This window comes from Methylobacterium sp. NPDC080182, assembly GCF_050281105.1.
GTDB lineage: Bacteria > Pseudomonadota > Alphaproteobacteria > Rhizobiales > Beijerinckiaceae > Methylobacterium.
This window is the reverse complement of sequence record NZ_JBNNWO010000003.1, coordinates 236,459-252,374: the sequence shown is the minus strand read 5'-3', so window position 1 is coordinate 252,374 and position 15,916 is coordinate 236,459. Positions and strand designations below refer to the sequence as shown.

The window sequence follows — 15,916 nt, the reverse complement described above, 5'->3', positions numbered from 1 at the left end:
TGGTCTTACGTCGGCTCCCGGGACGGCCGCCCGGGCGCCGACCTGTCGGCTCGCATCAACGCCCGCTGCCAAGCCTCTGAACCCGCACGGGTTCCACACGGAGCGCTCTAGGGCGGCGCGTTTAACCGGGCCTGAACCGCGCGGTTCAGACCGGATTGCCGGCGCCTCCCTAGGAAGGGGCATCGGATCGAGCCGATCCGGACCCTCCAGAGGATGAGATCATGAGCGACGACAAGACCATCGACGGGACCGCGCGGGAAGTCCGCGAGACCGAGGCCGCCAAGCCGGCGTCGCGGGCGGTGCCGCGGCGGACCTGGGTGGTGGGCGCGGTGGCGCTGCCGCTGGCCCTGGGCGCCGTCGGCCTGTCCCTGGCGCAGGGAACGCCGTTCCAGCCGACGCCGGTCGCGCCGGTGGCGATCCAGGCCCTGGCCCCCTCCGGCGCGACCGCCATCAAGGGTGAGGTCGCGGAGATCTTCGGCAACAAGTTCGTGGTGCAGGACGGGACCGGGCGGGCCCTCGTGGAGACGGGCCGCGAGGGCGAGGGCGGCGGCCTCGTCGCCAAGGGCGAGACCGTGACGGTGCAGGGTCGCTTCGAGACCGGCTTCCTGCGCGCCCGGGTCCTGACCCACGGGGACGGGCGCACGCTGCTGCTCGGGCCGGCCGGCGGCCCTCCGACCGGCAGCCTGGACTGGGCCAAGGACCGGCTCGGTCTCGGGCCGAAGCCCGACATGGCCGCCCTGACCGCCTCGCTCCAGGCGGCGGGCTACGGCGACGTGCGGGTCACGGGCCGCGGGCCGCGCCATTTCGAGGTGGCCGCGAAGGACCGGGACGGCCGCGAGCACCAGCTCCATGTCGGCTTCGACGGCCAGGTGCGGGAGCGCCCGGCGCCGGGGCTGCCGCCGCTCTGAGCCGGGCCCGGGCGGGCGGGCCCGCGTGCAACCCTTCCGAGCCTGCCGCGTCCTCCTGTCTCTCGCCGGACAGGAGGTGCGCGCCGTGGAGCCGATGAAGCCGATGGAACCCATGAAGCCCATGGAGCCGATGAAACCGATGAAGGGCGCGGAGCCCTGGTGGCCGAAGGATCTCGGCGAGCCCGCGACCAGCGGCGCGCAGAACGGGATGAGGTACGCGTTCTTCCCGGACAAGCGCCGCCTCCTCGTCGACCGCGACGGGCAGGTCTCGACCTACGACAGCGGCGACCACCGGATCGGCGGCGTCGCGCAGGCGGACGGGGCGGCCAAGACCCTGACCTTCACCGGCCAGGACGGCGAGGTCGACCTGGGCTCCCTGAAGAAGCTCGACTGAGCCCGGCGTGGACAGGCCGGGACGGCGCGCTTAAGCCCGGCCCGACCATGCGAGCCGTCCCGCCAGACCCCGCGATGCCATGCGCGCGCTGATCGACCTCGTCCGCGCCATGCGGTCGGCCGACCGGCGCCGGCTCGCCCTGATCGCCCTCGGCCTCGCGGCGGCGGCGCTGCTCGAGGTGGTGGGCGTCGCCTCGGTGATCCCGTTCCTAACGCTGGTCGGGGACCCGTCGGCGGCGACCCGGATCCCCTACCTGGCCCAGGCCCGGAGCGCCCTCGGACTGACCGACGAGCGCGGCTTCCTGCTGGTGACCGGCGGGGCCGCGCTCGCGGCGATCCTCGTCACCGCGCTGGTGAATGCCGGGCTGACCTACGCGCAGCTCCGGTTCACGCACCTGGCCGGCTACAGCCTCAGCCGGCGGCTGCTGTTCCGCTACCTCGACCGGGAGCGGCTGTTCTTCGCGAAAGCCAACAGCGCCGAGCTCGCCAAGAACGTGCTGTCCGAGACCGACCGGCTGGTGATCGGCGCGCTGACCCCCGCCACGGTGCTCGCCTCGCGGGCGAGCTCGGCGCTCGCGGTGATCGCGTTCCTGCTGGCCTACGCGCCGCAGCTCGCGCTGATCCTGGGGGGCGGCTTCGGCGGCCTCTATGTCGGGATCTACCTGGTGATGCGCGCCCGGCTGGCCCGGCTGGGCGGCCGCACCGTCGCCGACAACGAGGCCCGCTTCCGGATCGTGCAGGAGACCTTCGGGGCGCTCACCGAGCTGAAGCTCTACGGGCGCGCGGAGGCGTTCGCGTCGCGGTTCGACGCCCCGGCCCGGGCTTACGCCCTCGCCACCGCGGCGAGCCAGCTCACCGGCCAGATGCCGCGCTTCGTCATCGAGGCCCTGGCCTTCGGCGGGGTGATCGTGGTGGTGCTGTTCGCGCTCGCCCAGGGGCTCGACGTCGCCGGCATCCTGCCGCTGCTCGGCCTGTTCGCCTTCGCGGGCTATCGCATGCTGCCGGCCTTCCAGAACATCTTCACCTCGGTCGCGCTGATGCGCTTCACCCTGCCGGCGGTGCGGGTGATCGTCGACGAGCTCGCCGACGAGCGCGAGCCGCGGCCCCGCACCGCGGAGCGGCTGCCCTTCGCGCGGGCGATCCGGCTCGAGGGCCTCGGCTTCGACTACGGCACCGGCCGTCCGGCCCTCGCCGGGATCGACCTGACGATCCCGGTCAACGCCACGGTCGGCCTCGCCGGGCGCACCGGCTCGGGCAAGTCGACGCTCGCGGGCCTGATCCTCGGCGTCCTGAGCCCGACCGCCGGGCGGATCACCGTGGACGGTCGGCCCCTCGATGCCGGCACCCTGCCCGCCTGGCAGAACCGGATCGGCTACGTCCCGCAGGAGGTGTTCCTGGTGGACGGCACGGTGGGGGAGAACATCGCGCTCGGCCTCGACGCGCCGGACCTCGCCGCCGTCGAGCGGGCGGCGCGGCTCGCCGGCGCCCACGACTTCGTCGCCGCCCTGCCGCACGGCTACGCCGAGCGGGTCGGCGAGCGCGGGGCGCGGCTGTCCGGAGGCCAGCGCCAGCGCGTCGGCATCGCCCGGGCCCTCTACCACGACCCGGACGTCATCGTCTTCGACGAAGCGACCTCGGCCCTCGACGACGAGACGCAGGCGGCCGTGATGCGGGCGCTGCGCGCCCTATCGGGCCGGCGGACGCTGATCCTGATCGCCCACCGCCTCTCGACCCTGGAGGGCGCCGACGCGGTCCACGTCCTGGAGGCCGGCCGGATCGTCGCTTCCGGGCCGCCCGAGACGGTCCTGCCGGGGCTCGGAACGGCGGCCTGAGCAACCGCGCGCCGGGGCCTTGCGTCCGGCCCCGCCTCCGTTACCTCGGCTCACCGAGGCAGACCGGGAGAGCACCGTGACCACGCGCATCGAGCTGACCGCACCGGACGGCACCACCGCGACGCTCGCGACCGTCGGGGCCGAGCCGGTCTCGTGGCGGGTCGGCGGGACCGAGTATCTCTGGAGCGGCGATCCCGAGCACTGGAACCGCCACGCGCCCTGGCTCTTCCCGGTGGTCGGCGCCTCGGCGGGCGGGCACGTGACGGTCGGGTCCGAGCGCTACCCGATGGCCCAGCATGGCTTCGCCCGGGACCTGCCCTTCGCGGTGGTCGACCGGAGCGCCGACGCGGTGACCCTGCGCCTGACCGACGGGCCCGAGACGCGGGCGCACTACCCGTTCGCGTTCCGGCTCGACATCGCCGCGCGGGTCCGCCCGGCGGGGCTCGACCTCGACGTGACCGTCGCCAATCCCGGCGCCGTCCCCCTGCCCTACGCCCTCGGCTTCCACCCGGCCTTCCCGTGGCCCTTCGCGGGCGGCACCCGCGCCCGCGACGGCGGCTACGCGGTCGCCTTCGAGGAGGCGGAGCGGCCCTTCGCCCCGCAGGTCGGCCCGGGCGGCCTGCTGCTGCGCGACGAGCAGCCGATCCCCCTCGCCGGGGACACGCTGCCCCTCGATCCGGCGCTCTTCACCGAGGCCTTCGTGTTCCGGAACGCCCGCAGCCGCTGGATGCGCTTCACCGGCCCCGGACGATCGATCCGCATGGAGATGGCGGATTTCCCCCACCTGGCGGTCTGGACCAAGCCGACCGCACCCTTCCTGTCGCTCGAGTGCTGGACCGGCTACGCCGACTGGTCGGACTTCGCGGGCGACCTCGCCGCGCGCGATTCGCAGCGCCTGCTCGCCCCGGGCGACGCGGCGCGCCACGGCGTCCGCCTGACGCTGGAGACCTAGCCCTTGCGGATCTGGGTGGCGCGGCCCGAGCCGGGAGCGACGCGGACCGGGGCGGCCCTGGCCGAACTCGGCCATGCGCCGCTGGTGGCGCCCGTCCTGGCCCTGCGGCCGACCGCGGCGGCCCCGCCCATGGGACCCTTCGCCGCGCTGCTGCTGACCAGCGCCAACGCGGTTCCGGCGATCCGCGACGCGCCGGCCCTGCACGGCCTCCCGGTCTTCGCCGTCGGCGCTCGGACGGCCGCCCTGGCCCGCGCGGCCGGTCTCGGCCCCGTCCGGGAGGGGCCGGGCGACGCCGCGGGCCTCGCCGGCTTGGTGGCGGCGACGCTGCCGCCCGGCCAGCCGCTCCTCCACGCGACGGGAGCCGAGCGCAAGCCGGAACCGGCGGCGACGCTCACGGCCGCCGGATTCCGGGTCACGGCCTTCGTGGCGTACCGGGCCGAACCGCTGGACCGCCTGCCGCCGGCGGTCGGCCGTGAACTCGCCGAGAACCGCCTCGAGGCAGCCCTTCACTATTCCCGGCGCAGCGCTGCCGTCGCCCTTGCCCTCGCGGATGGATCGGAGCACGGCGGAGCTTTCCGCCGGCTGAGGCATTACTGCCTATCGCCGGATGTTGCGGCACCCCTGGAAGCGGCCGGTGTTCCGGTCCATTTCGTCGCGGCACGCCCGCGCGAAGCGGACCTGCTCGGCGCCCTGACAGGGCGACCGGGCTAACCGCGCGGTGACAGGGAGGCCGGGCCGCCGTATCTCGCCCTCGCGCCCGGCGCCGCCGCGGTGTTAGGGGGGCGCGGCGACGCCGAAGAGTTGGAGGACTTGCCCGTGACGCCACCACCCAGCGACGCCGACAAGCCCGGCCCCGGCGGCCGGAAGCCGGACGCCGCGCCCGGCAAGCCCGGGCAGTCCAGCCCGCCCGGTGGCGCGTCCCGACCGGCCGCGACGTCGGCGTCCACAGCCTCCACGTCGGCCCCGACGTCCGCTTCCACGTCGGCCTCGATGTCGGCCTCCACCTCTTCCACCGCCGCCGGCGGCGTGCGGGGGCCGCAGGGATCCGCGTCCGGAACGCCGCCCAGGCCGGCGACCGACCCGGTCGTGACCGCCAAGCCCGGCACGACCGATCCGAAGGCCGACGCCGGCAAGCCGGTCTCCGGGACCGACGGCCTGAAGCCGTCGACCGGCCCGGCCGCCCAGTCGGCCGGTGCGAAGCCCGATCCCGTGACGGCGGGCGCCGCGTCCTCGGCCTCCGACGGCAGGACCGGAGCGTCCGCCTCGTCGTCGTCGACGGCCTCCACCGCCGCGTCCGGGATGTCCGGCGCGAAGATCGATCCGAAGGCCGCGCAGCCCGGAACCGGAACGCAGGGCGGTCCTCGTCCGGGGGGACCCGCACCCGGCGCCGCGGGCCCGGCGGCGGCGAGCGCGGTGACGGCCGGCCCGATCATCGACCTGAAGGCCAAGCGGATCCCGGATCCGGCGACAGCCGGCAAGGAGCCGGGCAAGGACGCTTCCAAGGACGCTTCCAGGGATACTTCCAAGGACGCCTCCAGGGACGGCAAGGAGCCGCCGAAGGGCCCGATCCCCGCGGTGGCCGCCGTCGATCCCAGCAGGAGCGCCGCCGCGCCCGCCGGCCGGGCCCGGGCCGGGTTCGGCTCGCTCGCGGCCGCGGGGCTGCTCGGCGGCGTGATCGGCGCCGGCCTGCTGTTCGGCGCCGAGAAGGCCGGGATCGGTCCCGACCCGCGCCTGAGCGCCCTGGACCAGAGGCTCTCCGGCCAGCTCGCGTCCCTCGACAAGCGTCTCGACGGGCTGGCTCCGCGCGATGCCGTGACGGCGCTCGACAAGCGCGTCGCCGCCGCCGAGGCGAGCGCCAAGCAGGCCCTGGACAAGTCTGGTGCGGCGCCCGCGTCCACCGCCGACGGGCAAGCGGCCGGTCAGGCCTCCGGTCAGGCCCCCGCCGTGCCGCCGGATCTCGTCGCCCGCCTCGACAGCCTCGACCAGCGCGTCGCGGCCCTGCAGGAGGAGCCGGGTCAGGAGCCCGGTCGCGACCAGCCGGCCGATTCGAAGCTCGGCGTGGTCCAGGACAACGCGAAGCAGATCGCCGACCTCGAGACCCGCCTGAAGGCGGTGGAGGATGGCGGCGCCAACAAGGGCGCGGCCGAGGAGGCCGCCCGGAAGGTCGCGGCGCTGCAGAGCGAGGTGGAGCAGAAGACCAAGGCGAACGCCGAGGCCGACGCGGCCCTGGGGCAGCGCCTCGACGCGCTGCAGCAGGCCGTCGACGCGCGGGTGAAGGCCGCGACCGAGGCGATCCAGGCGGCGACCCAGGCGAGCCGCACCGCCGCCGAGGCCGGACAGGCCCAGGCCGCGGAGGCCGCGAAGGCGGTCGACCGGCGGCTGCAGGAGCAGGCCGACCAGATCGCCGCCCTGGACAAGAGCGTCGCGCAGCGCGCCGAGGCCAGCACCGTCCAGGCGGCGCTCCGGGTCGTCGTCGCCGACCGCGTGGCGGCCGCCCTGGAATCCGGGACGAGCTACGCCGAGCCGCTCGCGACCCTGCGCAAGCTCGATCCGGGGACCGACGCGCAGGCCAAGGCCCTGGCGCCCTTCGCCGACGGCGGTGCTCCCTCGGCTGGGGATCTTGCCGACACGTTCCGGCCGATCGCCGAGCGGATCGCGGCCAAGCGGCAGGCGCAGCGGGCCAAGAGCGCGGCCGAGACCGGCGATTTCCGCACCAAGCTCCTCAGCATGGCCGACGGTCTCGTGCAGATCCGCAAGGCCGACGCACCCGCTCCCGAGGCCGCGGACGATCCGGAGAGCAAGGTCCAGGCGGCCCTCGACCGCGGCGACCTGCCGGCGGCCTCGGCGGCCTTCGCGGCGCTCCCGGCCGAGGCCCGGGAGCAGGCCGGGGATTTCGGCGCCAAGCTCAAGGCCCGGGCCGAGGCCGAGCAGGCCGTGCGCGCGCTGCTCGACGGCGCCTTCAAGGCCCTGCCGGTCGGCGCCGCCCAGCCGGCCCAGGCCGCCCCCGGGCGCTAGGCCGGTGAGGGCCCCGATCCGCGCGTTGCGCGGCCGCACCATCTCCGAGCGGGCGCGCAGGCGCCCCGCTCCTCCCGCACCCCGCGACGGCCGCCAGCCGGCCGCCGACAGGAGATACTGACCCCATGTGGCGCGCCCTCGCCTTCCTGGCCCTGCTCGCACTCGCCGCCTTCGGGGCGGTCTGGATCGCCGACAGGCCCGGCACCGTCACCGTCGTCTGGAACGGCTACCAGATCGGCACCAGCCTCGCGGTCGCCCTCGTCGGCGTGATCGCGGCGGCGATCGTCCTGGGCGTCCTCTGGGCGATCGTGCGCGGTGTCATCGGCCTGCCCGAGGCCCTGGTCCGCGGCTCGGCCGAGCGGCGCCGGGCCAAGGGCCTCTCGGCCCTCTCCCGCGGCATGGTGGCGGTGGGCTCGGGCGATCCCCTGGCGGCCCGCCGCTTCGCGGGCGACGCCGAGCGGCTCCTCGGAACCGAGCCGCTGACCCTGCTGCTGAAGGCGCAGGCGGCGCAGATCTCCGGCGACCGGGACGCGGCCGAGAGCGCCTTCCAGCGCATGGTCGACGATCCCGAGACCCGGGTCCTGGGCCTGCGCGGCCTGTTCGTCGAGGCCCGGCGCCGCGAGGACGAGACGGCCGCCCGCGCCTACGCCACCGAGGCCGCCCGCCTCGCCCCGAGCGTGACCTGGGCCAACGAGGCCCTTCTGGAGGCGCAGAGCGCCGACGGCGACTGGGCGGCCGCCCTGGAGACGATCGAGCGCCGCTCGTCCCTCGGACTGATCGACAAGGCCGCGGCCCGACGCCAGCGGGCGGTGCTCCTCACCGCCATCGCTGGCGAGCGCGAGGCCGGCGAGCCGGAGATCGCCACGGAGCGGGCCCTGCAGGCGGTCAAGCTCGCCCCCGACCTCGTGCCGGCGGCCTGCATCGCCGGCCGCCTCCTCGCCCGTCGCGGCGACGTCAAGAAGGCCGCCCGGATCGTCGAGGCGGCCTGGAAGGCCAATCCCCATCCCGACCTCGCGAAGGTCTATCTGGGCCTGCGTCCCGGCGATTCGGTCCGCGACCGCCTCGCCCGCGCCGAAGTCCTGGCGAAGCTGTCGGTCTGGGACCCCGAATCCCGCCTCGCCCTGGGCCAGGCCGCCCTCGACGCGCGGGACTACAAGCGGGCCCGCGAGGCCGTGAAGCCCCTGCTCTCCGACCGTCCGACCGCCCGGGCCTGCCTGATGATGGCGGCCATCGAGGAGGCCGAGCACGGGGCCGCCTCCGGTCAGGCCCGCGAGTGGCTGGCCCGGGCCGCCCGCGCCCCGCGCGACCGCGTGTGGATCGCCGACGGCATCGCCACCGATACCTGGGCGCCGGTCTCGCCGGTGACCGGGCGCCTCGACGCCTTCGCGTGGCGCGAGCCCCCGAACACGCTCGGTGCCGCGCCCGCGGTGGAGCCGGAGGCGGATGCCGCCGGCACGGCCCTCGTGCCGGCGGCCCCGAACGCCGCGGCGCCGGGCGCCAGACCGCTCGCCTCATCGATCCCCGTGTCGCCTCCGACCGTGCCCCCCGCCGCCGCGACTGCTCCGGTCCCGTCGCCGACACCCGCGTCGACCTCCGCGTCGGCCCAGGCCGCGTCCTCGGCCTCGGTCGCGTCCGCGGCGTCGACCTCCACCGGCCCAATCCCGACCGTCCTTCCGGCGAAGGCGAGCGCCTCGAAGGCGGCCGGTGCCGACCCGGTCTCGGCCGGGATGGCGTCCGCGGCGCTGCCGCCTTCCGGCTCGGGTGAGCGGCCGGTTCGTCGGATCGGGTGACCGGTTTCACGGCGCGCCGGCCGTCCGAGCGCGAGATGACAGGAGCGCCGCGGGGTCACGGACACGCCGGGGCGTTCGACTATTGCAAGTTGAATGAGCCGGCGCGCCGTGTAGCTTGTCGTGAGCTGCCGACCGAGGATCCGATCATCCCCCAGCCCGCTCACAGCCCGCGCGCGCCGTCGATCCGGTCGGATCGGAGGGGCGTCCCGCGTCGCCGGGTGCGCCCGTGACCGTCCTCGAGGAGGACGGCGAGCCGCGCCGGCAGGTCGGGGCCCTGCCGTTCTGGCACGGGCGGGACGGCAAGACCAAGATCCTGCTGGTGACCTCCCGGGAGAGCCGCCGCTGGGTCATCCCCAAGGGATGGCCGATGAAGGGTCGCAAGCCGTTCGAGGCGGCCGCGCGGGAGGCCTACGAGGAGGCCGGCCTGCGCGGTGCGGTCGGCAAGCGGCCGATCGGGCTGTACCTCTACCAGAAGCGTCTGAGGAACCTCGACACCGTCCTGTGCCAGGTGAAGGTGTTTCCGCTGGAGGTGCGCAAGCAGCTCAAGCATTTCCCGGAGGCGCGCCAGCGGGAACTCCGATGGTTCACCCCGTCGGACGCCGCCGAGGCCGTGTCCGAGCCCGGGCTTGCCGCCCTGATCCGGGCGGCATCGCGCACCTAAAACGGCGCGGAAGCGCAACACGGCGTTGCCAACCCGGCGGCGATCCGTTATGGCCCCACTCGGCCGGACGGAGACGCCCTCGCGGGAGCGCCCCGGTCACCTGCTGCGGTAGCTCAGTGGTAGAGCACTTCATTGGTAATGAAGAGGTCGAGAGTTCAATCCTCTCTCGCAGCACCAGAAACCTTCCCGATCTCGCAATCAGTTCGGACGATGCTAACGGTTCCCTAGCGGAACCCGTCGCAGACTGAGGATCGCGTCGGCTGCCCGGCCGACACCATCCGCTGAAGGGGACGCGCGGACGTGAACTCGACAGCCCTGTTCACCATGCTGGGCCTCGTCATCGGATGGGCGGTCCTGGCCGGCGCGGCCCTGATCACCGGGCGGGTCGCCACCTTCGCGTTCCTGATCCTGACGCTGATCGCCCTCTACCTCTACGTGCCGTGGGTGCGGCTGCGGGCGAGCGGGATCGACGGGTCCAGCCGACCGGTCCGGTTCTGGACCAACGTCGCCATGCTGGCCGTCAGCCTCGCCGCCTGCCTCGCCTTCGGGATCATGCTCGCCCGGCGCACAGGGCTCCTGTAGGCGCCCGTAGAGCGGCGCGTTCCGCGGCCGCGCCGCGCGCGCCCGGCGATCCCGAGAGAACCGTCCCCTGTCCGACCACCGAGCGCCCTCACGCGGCGCATCGCGGGCAGAGAAAGGGGCCGCTGATCCGGTCATTCGCGGCGCCCCCTTAACATGGGTGAGGCGTCCTTAACTTACATTGTGAAATTCTGGCAGGATAAGCGCGGCCCTGATCGTGGATTTTCACGACAATACCCTGGGGCGGCGCGGGAAAATGCGTTCGGTCAAATATTGATCGTTATAAAATTCGCGAAAGATCGAACCGTGGTCCCGAGGCGGGGTTGGACAGGGTGCGAGGCGCGATGCTCCCACGGAGTACCGGGCCGACGGCCGATCGTGCGGTGGGCTTGAGCACGCCGTGCCTCTCGCGAGGGACAGACATCATGTACTATCACGACAAGCGGCTTCAGTACCCGGTCAAGGTGGACAGCCCCGACCCGATCTACGCCCGCATGCTTCAGCAGGCGATTGGCGGCATCGAGGGCGAGATCCGGGTCGCCTTCCAGTACTTCTTCCAGGCCTGGGGGAACCGCGCCCCGACGACCAAGTACCGCGACATGCTGCTCAATACGGCCACCGAGGAGATCGGCCATATCGAGATGCTCGCGACTGCGGTGGCGCTGAACCTCGAGAACGCCCCTACCAAGGTCCAGGAGGCCGGGGCGGCCGACGCGATCGTCGGTGCCGTGATGGGCGGCGAGAACCCGCGCCACATCGCCGAGGGCATGCTGCACAAGACGCTGCTGTCGACCGGCATGGCCGCCTTCCCGGGTAATTCGGACGGCCAGTCTTTCGACATGAGCCACATCTACGCCAGCGGCAACATCGCGGCCGACATGTACTGCAACGTCGCCGCCGAGAGCACCGGGCGCGTCCTGGCGGTGCGGCTCTACAACGCCACCAACGATGCGGGCATGCGCGACATGTGGAGCTTCCTCATCGCCCGGGACACGATGCACCAGCAGCAATGGCTGGCGGTGATCGAGGAACTCGGCGGCCACGCCGGAACGCTGCCGATCCCGAACTCCTTCCCGCAGGAGAAGGAGAACCAGAAGTTCAACTACAACTTCTTCTCCACGTCGGCGGACGGTTCGCCGCCGCCGGCCGGGCGCTGGACCCAGGGCCCGTCGCTCGACGGCAAGGGCGAGTTCAGCGTCGTCCAGAACCAGCCGATGGGCGAGGAGCCGGTGCTCGGCCCGGCGCGGCCCGACAGCGGTGCCGAGAGCCAGCAGATCGGCTGATCCGCCGGCCGGGACGGCTCACCCGAGGTCGCGGCGCTCCGGCGCGCCGCGACCCGCGCGCGGACGGGAACAGGTGGCTCGCAGGACGGTGACACGCGGCACGCTCGTTGACGGTCGTGTCTGCCTCGCCCGGACCGACGCGGAGCGCGCCCCGCTGGTCCGGCGACTGGCGCGGATCGAGGGTCAGGTTCGAGGATTGCGGGCGATGGTCGAGGCCGACAGGCACTGCCTCGACGAGATCCAGCAGATCCGGGCCGCCACCGCGGCATTGCGCGAGGTCGGCCTCCTGATCATCGACCAGCACGTCGCCGCGGGGCTCCGCCTCGCGGCGCGCGATCCGGACCGGGAGGCGGTGATGGCGGACCTCCTCCGGGTTCTGCGGGCGGCCATGGCGGAGGCCGGATAGGCGTGGGCGGCCGGCCCGCACCCCCCGGCGCCCACGCTCAGTGCTTGGTCAGCGTCTCGACGACGGTGCCTAGCCCGATGCGCGCCGAGAAACGGGCCAGCCGGCTGCGGCTGGGCTCCTCGAGACCGCCGGCATGCGCGAAGGTCGTCAGGGCGATGCCGACGAGGAACCGGGCCTCCTCGACGGTCACGGCCCGGCCGCTCAGGGTGCTGGCCGCGCCCCGAACGGCGAGGACGGCCTCCTGGAAGGCGGGATCGTCCTCGAGATCCGAGAGCCGGGTCATGGGCACGATCCCGCGGTCGAGAGCGTCCTGCGGCCGCCCCGCTCGGGGCGGGCATTCGCAGCAGCGAGATCTTCGCGTGCGCTGCCGCAGATACGGCCGTGCGGCGAACAGTTTTCCGGTGCGTATGACCTCATCGAACTCCCTCTTTCCGTCGACATCTCTGTCGCGATTGTCGCGGATGCCAGCATATATTGATCCGAAGATGTGCCCATCCGCTGATCTATGTTGCGGCGGATGCGGCGTATTCAGCGATTAATGGCGCCACGCGATTTTTCGTACCCTTCAGGTGATCGGCTATCATGCTCGAACTCTCGCTCGACGCTGATACAATCGACGCGCAGGGCCCCCGGCTCCCCGACAGCGTGCAGTATCACCTCGGCCATCTGCTCGCGGCGACCTACGCGCAGGACAACGTCGAGCCGACCATCGCGGATCGCTTCGCCGAACTGCTGAGGCTGCTCGACGGCGCCTTCGGCCGGGTGCAGGACGGGCGCGAGAAGGCGTTCCAGGCCTCGCTCCTCGCCCTGGTGCCGAACCTGCAGCGCTTCGCCCGCTCACTCCTGCGCAGCCATGTCGGTGCCGACGACCTCCTGCAGAACACGCTCCTCCGGGCCTGGCGCTCGCGCGCGAGCTTCGCGCCGGGCACGAACCTGGAAGCGTGGCTGTTCACCATCATGCGCAACCAGTTCTACAACGAGCACCGCAAGCGTGGGCGCGAGGTGCAGGACGAGGACGGCGCGCAGGCGGAGCGGATGGTCTCGCTGCCCGAGCAGGGTGGCCATCTCGACCTGAGCGACGTCCAGGCCGCCCTCGACCGCCTGGCGCCGCCGATGCGGCAGGCGCTGGTGCTCGTGGCGATCGAGAACCTCACCTACGAGGAGACCGCCGCCGTCATGCAGTGCCGCATCGGCACGGTGAAGAGCCGGGTCTGGCGGGCTCGGACGCAGCTCGCCGAGATGCTGGGCTACACCGGCCTCGAGGTCGGCAGCGACGACATCATGCTGGCCGCCGCGGGACCGAAGGGCCGGAAATCCACCGCTGTCTCGTGACGGCGACCGGCGGACGGGGTCGCTAGGGACCCGCCTCTGCGCGTAGGGTAGATCCCCGATCCCGGGCTCGAGGAGCCGCCGTTCCCCATGTCGCCGCTCCCCATGCTGCCGCGCGCCGTGATCGCCGCTGCCGTCGTGTTCGGCCTCGCCCTTTCGTCGGCGGCGGTGGCGGCGCGGACCGCACCGGGACCCGCAGCGCGGGCCTGGCTCTCCGACCTCGTCACGCGGATCGATGCCGTGGACCGCGCCGGGACGCGGCCGGGACCGGGCCGTGGCCGCGGAACCGTGGTCGTCCACGTGCAGATCGCCGCGGACGGTGCGGTTCAGGGCGCGGAGATCGAGGAGAGCTCGGGCTCGGCGAAGCTCGATCAACGGGCGCTCCGCGCCGTGCAGGGGATCAGTCCGGCGCCCGCGCCGCCCGCCGCACTCCTGGGTGTGGACGGGATCGTCGATCTCAGCATCCCGGTCGCGCTCGGCCACTGAGCCCGCGCCGAGTATGCGTCTGCCGGCCGGACCCCAATCCCGGCGGCGCCGCCGGACCGGTCAGCGGCTCGGGCCGGTATCGGCGCCGATATAGGCCCCGACGAGATAGCCGGCCTGGAGAGCGGTGAGGTAGGCGAAGAGCAGCAGCACCTTCTCGGCGTCGAACTGGGCCCAGACGAAGATCGAGAGGGCCAGCCACCCGAGGGTGACCAGCATCGAGCTGGCCATCAGAACCGATGCCCGATACCGCCAGCCCTCCCATATGCCCACCGCGAAAAGCAGGGCCGCAACCAGCAACGGGCCGTCTCCTTCCGCGCGAACAGATAAAATTTTACGCGCTAAACCTCTGGTATTTCGAAGATTTTCGACCGCGCGCCCGACATTCGGGGGGGAGTTTTAATTTTGCATTAACTCGGCCGGTCCGCTGTGGCCGTCCGTCATAGGACGACCTGGTCACGGTCCGAGTCCAGCAACGTCTCCACTCCGCGCCGGCCGCTCGGCGGGCCGGGGATGCAGAATGCGAGCCAGGAAGACGGCGGCGCCGACCGGCAGTTTCACCGGCGATCCATCATTGACAAGATCGATAATAGAAATCGATTGCATCTTTTTGGATCATGTTGCTCTGCAGCGTAGATATCCCCTCGAAGCCGGGGACGCCCCGGACAACGAGAGGATTTCAGATCATGACCGTTCGCACCATCGTTCTCGCCGCCCTCGCTGCCGTTCCGATGATCGGGGCCGCCCGCGCCGACGAGAGCATCGCGCTGACCCCGCCGCTCTATCGCGAGCAGGCCCGTCCCACGGCCGCCGTGCGGCCGGCCTCCGAGCTGGCCACGACGCCGCGTCTCGTCCCGGCGAGCCCGGCCTCGCGCCGGGTCGTCGCCACCGCGGTCCCGGCCCGCTGAGGCGGGGCGTGTCCGCGATCCGGCGTCACCGGGTCATCCGGTGGCGCCGGCCGCAGCGCCGGCCCGGTACGAAGCGTCAGCCTACCCGTCAGGCCGGGCAGGGTTTTCCCCCCGGCAGAACCACCTCGCTCTGCCCGTTGTAGATCTCGCCGCCGCGCACCGGCCAGATCTTCTTGTACCGGAAGGTCCACCGCGTCAGGTTCGAGAGGACCGGGAAGATCGGGTGGTAGGTCATCGTGACTTCCGACACGACGAAGCGGTCGCCGTTCCGGGTCAACCCGGCGGGCGGTGCGCCGAGCGAGGAGCCCGCCGTGCGGGCCTGTCCGTTGGACTCGGCGCTCGAGCAGACCTTGGTCGCCGCCGAGCTGCCGTCGCTGTAGGTGCCCGCCGCCGTGAGCACGATGCTCGCCCGGCTCACGTCGTAGGGGTTGGAGATCGCGCTCGTCGCGGCGAAGACCGGCTTGAGGTCGGCGTAGCTGCCGCGCGAGATCAGGTCCGCCATCGTGGCCGCCGCGTTGTCGAGCCGCTTCCCGATCATGTAGGCGCGGGGCAGCTCGATCGACCCCATCAGGATCAGCAGCAGGATCGGGGCGATCACGCTGAACTCGATCGCGCTCACGCCCTCCCGGTCACCGATCAGGCGGATCAGGCGGGCGCGCAGGCGACCGCTCAGCACGGCTTGGGCTCGTAATCCTCGGCCCGGAAGATCTCGGTCGTGACCAGCAGCTGAGTCTTGTCGGCCATGATCCGGCCGGTGAAATCCAGCATCTGGAACAGCCGCATCACCGGCACGGCGACCCGGACCGTGACGGTGTCGCCGCCCTGCGGGCACTCGAACCGCTGGCCGAAGCCCGGCGTCCAGGTCTTCGTGGTCTTGTCGAACGGCTCCGCCGGCTGCGAGGTCGAGAACGAGGGCGTCCGGGAGACGTCGAGGCGCAGGTCGGCGCATGGGAACAGCGCCGAGGGGCCGGTGCAGACGATCTTGCGGAGGCGCTCACTCGGATCGCCGCCGTCGGAGCCGTCCTGGAAGGTGCCGGTTCGCAGCTGCCGGACACTCCGGTCGACCGCGATGTCCAGCGTCTGCTGCTCGATCGCGATGACGCCGGATTCCGCCACGACGCCCAGGAGGGCCAGGAACGGCGCGGCCAGGAGCGCGAACTCCACCGCGGAGGCGCCGGTCCGGTGGCCGGCAAACCGTCGGACGCGTCCGGCCGGGCCGGCGCGGCCCTCGGTCCCGCCCGGACGGCGGACGGTCGCGACGCGCCGAAAGATGCCCATCATGCCAAACGAACTCTGCAGGTTCGTGCCTGCGGCCGTCCGGCCGTAGAGGCGCGGACGAAAATAACCCTATGATGAGGCCGTTTAAAAACGGTTCAA

General features: G+C 72.9%; 18 protein-coding genes and 1 tRNA gene. 15 read left to right on the top strand and 4 right to left on the bottom strand.

Going from position 1 to position 15,916, the window contains the following annotated elements:
- The first annotated feature begins 221 nt into the window (after positions 1 to 221).
- The 12 genes from ACQKQD_RS07250 (at position 222) to ACQKQD_RS07195 (ending at position 11,819) form a co-directional block, all read left to right on the top strand.
- Complete coding sequence (locus ACQKQD_RS07250) at positions 222 to 908, top strand: DNA-binding protein (protein ID WP_132367389.1); 687 nt, start codon at positions 222 to 224, stop codon at positions 906 to 908.
- 25 nt (positions 909 to 933) lie between these two features.
- Positions 934 to 1,302 carry a hypothetical protein gene (locus ACQKQD_RS07245; protein WP_244534934.1) on the top strand — a complete coding sequence of 123 codons (369 nt, stop codon included), beginning with the start codon at positions 934 to 936 and terminating at the stop codon, positions 1,300 to 1,302.
- 79 nt (positions 1,303 to 1,381) lie between these two features.
- Entirely contained in the window at positions 1,382 to 3,133 is a 1,752-nt protein-coding gene (locus tag ACQKQD_RS07240; RefSeq protein WP_427507959.1) for an ABC transporter ATP-binding protein, read from the top strand.
- Between the two features lie 76 nt (positions 3,134 to 3,209).
- Positions 3,210 to 4,085 carry an aldose 1-epimerase family protein gene (locus ACQKQD_RS07235; protein WP_427507958.1) on the top strand — a complete coding sequence of 292 codons (876 nt, stop codon included), beginning with the start codon at positions 3,210 to 3,212 and terminating at the stop codon, positions 4,083 to 4,085.
- 3 nt (positions 4,086 to 4,088) lie between these two features.
- Positions 4,089 to 4,796: a uroporphyrinogen-III synthase gene (locus tag ACQKQD_RS07230; protein ID WP_100252294.1), complete on the top strand. Its 708-nt coding sequence runs from the start codon at positions 4,089 to 4,091 to the stop codon at positions 4,794 to 4,796.
- Between the two features lie 375 nt (positions 4,797 to 5,171).
- Positions 5,172 to 7,100, top strand: a complete 1,929-nt coding sequence (locus tag ACQKQD_RS07225) for a COG4223 family protein (protein WP_427507957.1) — start codon at positions 5,172 to 5,174, stop codon at positions 7,098 to 7,100.
- Between the two features lie 125 nt (positions 7,101 to 7,225).
- Positions 7,226 to 8,890 (top strand): heme biosynthesis protein HemY, encoded by a 1,665-nt coding sequence (locus tag ACQKQD_RS07220; protein ID WP_427507956.1) that lies wholly within the window; start codon positions 7,226 to 7,228, stop codon positions 8,888 to 8,890.
- Between the two features lie 226 nt (positions 8,891 to 9,116).
- A complete protein-coding gene (locus ACQKQD_RS07215; RefSeq protein WP_091680314.1) occupies positions 9,117 to 9,551 on the top strand; it encodes an NUDIX hydrolase in 435 nt (144 codons plus the stop codon).
- A 102-nt stretch (positions 9,552 to 9,653) separates the two neighbouring features.
- Positions 9,654 to 9,728 (top strand) — tRNA-Thr (locus tag ACQKQD_RS07210).
- 123 nt (positions 9,729 to 9,851) lie between these two features.
- Entirely contained in the window at positions 9,852 to 10,133 is a 282-nt protein-coding gene (locus tag ACQKQD_RS07205; protein WP_020092220.1) for a hypothetical protein, read from the top strand.
- A 422-nt stretch (positions 10,134 to 10,555) separates the two neighbouring features.
- Positions 10,556 to 11,413, top strand: a complete 858-nt coding sequence (locus ACQKQD_RS07200) for a manganese catalase family protein (RefSeq protein WP_020092219.1) — start codon at positions 10,556 to 10,558, stop codon at positions 11,411 to 11,413.
- Between the two features lie 73 nt (positions 11,414 to 11,486).
- Positions 11,487 to 11,819 (top strand): metal-sensitive transcriptional regulator, encoded by a 333-nt coding sequence (locus ACQKQD_RS07195; protein ID WP_244435425.1) that lies wholly within the window; start codon positions 11,487 to 11,489, stop codon positions 11,817 to 11,819.
- 37 nt (positions 11,820 to 11,856) lie between these two features.
- Here the strand turns inward: ACQKQD_RS07195 and ACQKQD_RS07190 are convergent, their stop codons facing one another.
- Positions 11,857 to 12,102 carry a hypothetical protein gene (locus ACQKQD_RS07190; protein WP_427507955.1) on the bottom strand — a complete coding sequence of 82 codons (246 nt, stop codon included), beginning with the start codon at positions 12,100 to 12,102 and terminating at the stop codon, positions 11,857 to 11,859.
- Positions 12,103 to 12,401: 299 nt separating this feature from the next.
- On the opposite strand from ACQKQD_RS07190, the gene ACQKQD_RS07185 reads away from it, so the two are divergent.
- On the top strand, positions 12,402 to 13,151 hold the full coding sequence (locus tag ACQKQD_RS07185; RefSeq protein WP_427507954.1) for a sigma-70 family RNA polymerase sigma factor: 750 nt from the start codon (positions 12,402 to 12,404) through the stop codon (positions 13,149 to 13,151).
- A gap of 87 nt (positions 13,152 to 13,238) precedes the next feature.
- The gene (locus ACQKQD_RS07180; protein WP_427507953.1) at positions 13,239 to 13,634 is read left to right on the top strand and encodes an energy transducer TonB; all 396 of its coding nucleotides are present in this window, start codon (positions 13,239 to 13,241) and stop codon (positions 13,632 to 13,634) included.
- Between the two features lie 60 nt (positions 13,635 to 13,694).
- On the opposite strand, the gene ACQKQD_RS07175 is transcribed toward ACQKQD_RS07180, so the two are convergent.
- Positions 13,695 to 13,862 carry a hypothetical protein gene (locus tag ACQKQD_RS07175; RefSeq protein WP_244539848.1) on the bottom strand — a complete coding sequence of 56 codons (168 nt, stop codon included), beginning with the start codon at positions 13,860 to 13,862 and terminating at the stop codon, positions 13,695 to 13,697.
- A 455-nt stretch (positions 13,863 to 14,317) separates the two neighbouring features.
- Between ACQKQD_RS07175 and ACQKQD_RS07170 the strand changes: the two genes are divergently transcribed.
- Complete coding sequence (locus tag ACQKQD_RS07170) at positions 14,318 to 14,539, top strand: hypothetical protein (protein WP_020092213.1); 222 nt, start codon at positions 14,318 to 14,320, stop codon at positions 14,537 to 14,539.
- Positions 14,540 to 14,627: 88 nt separating this feature from the next.
- Here the strand turns inward: ACQKQD_RS07170 and ACQKQD_RS07165 are convergent, their stop codons facing one another.
- Together ACQKQD_RS07165 and ACQKQD_RS07160 are read right to left on the bottom strand one after the other, a co-directional pair.
- A complete protein-coding gene (locus ACQKQD_RS07165) occupies positions 14,628 to 15,215 on the bottom strand; it encodes a TadE/TadG family type IV pilus assembly protein (protein ID WP_427507952.1) in 588 nt (195 codons plus the stop codon).
- Positions 15,209 to 15,820: a TadE/TadG family type IV pilus assembly protein gene (locus tag ACQKQD_RS07160; RefSeq protein WP_427507951.1), complete on the bottom strand. Its 612-nt coding sequence runs from the start codon at positions 15,818 to 15,820 to the stop codon at positions 15,209 to 15,211. The genes ACQKQD_RS07165 and ACQKQD_RS07160 overlap by 7 nt, the downstream gene beginning before the upstream one ends.
- Positions 15,821 to 15,916: the final 96 nt, after the last annotated feature.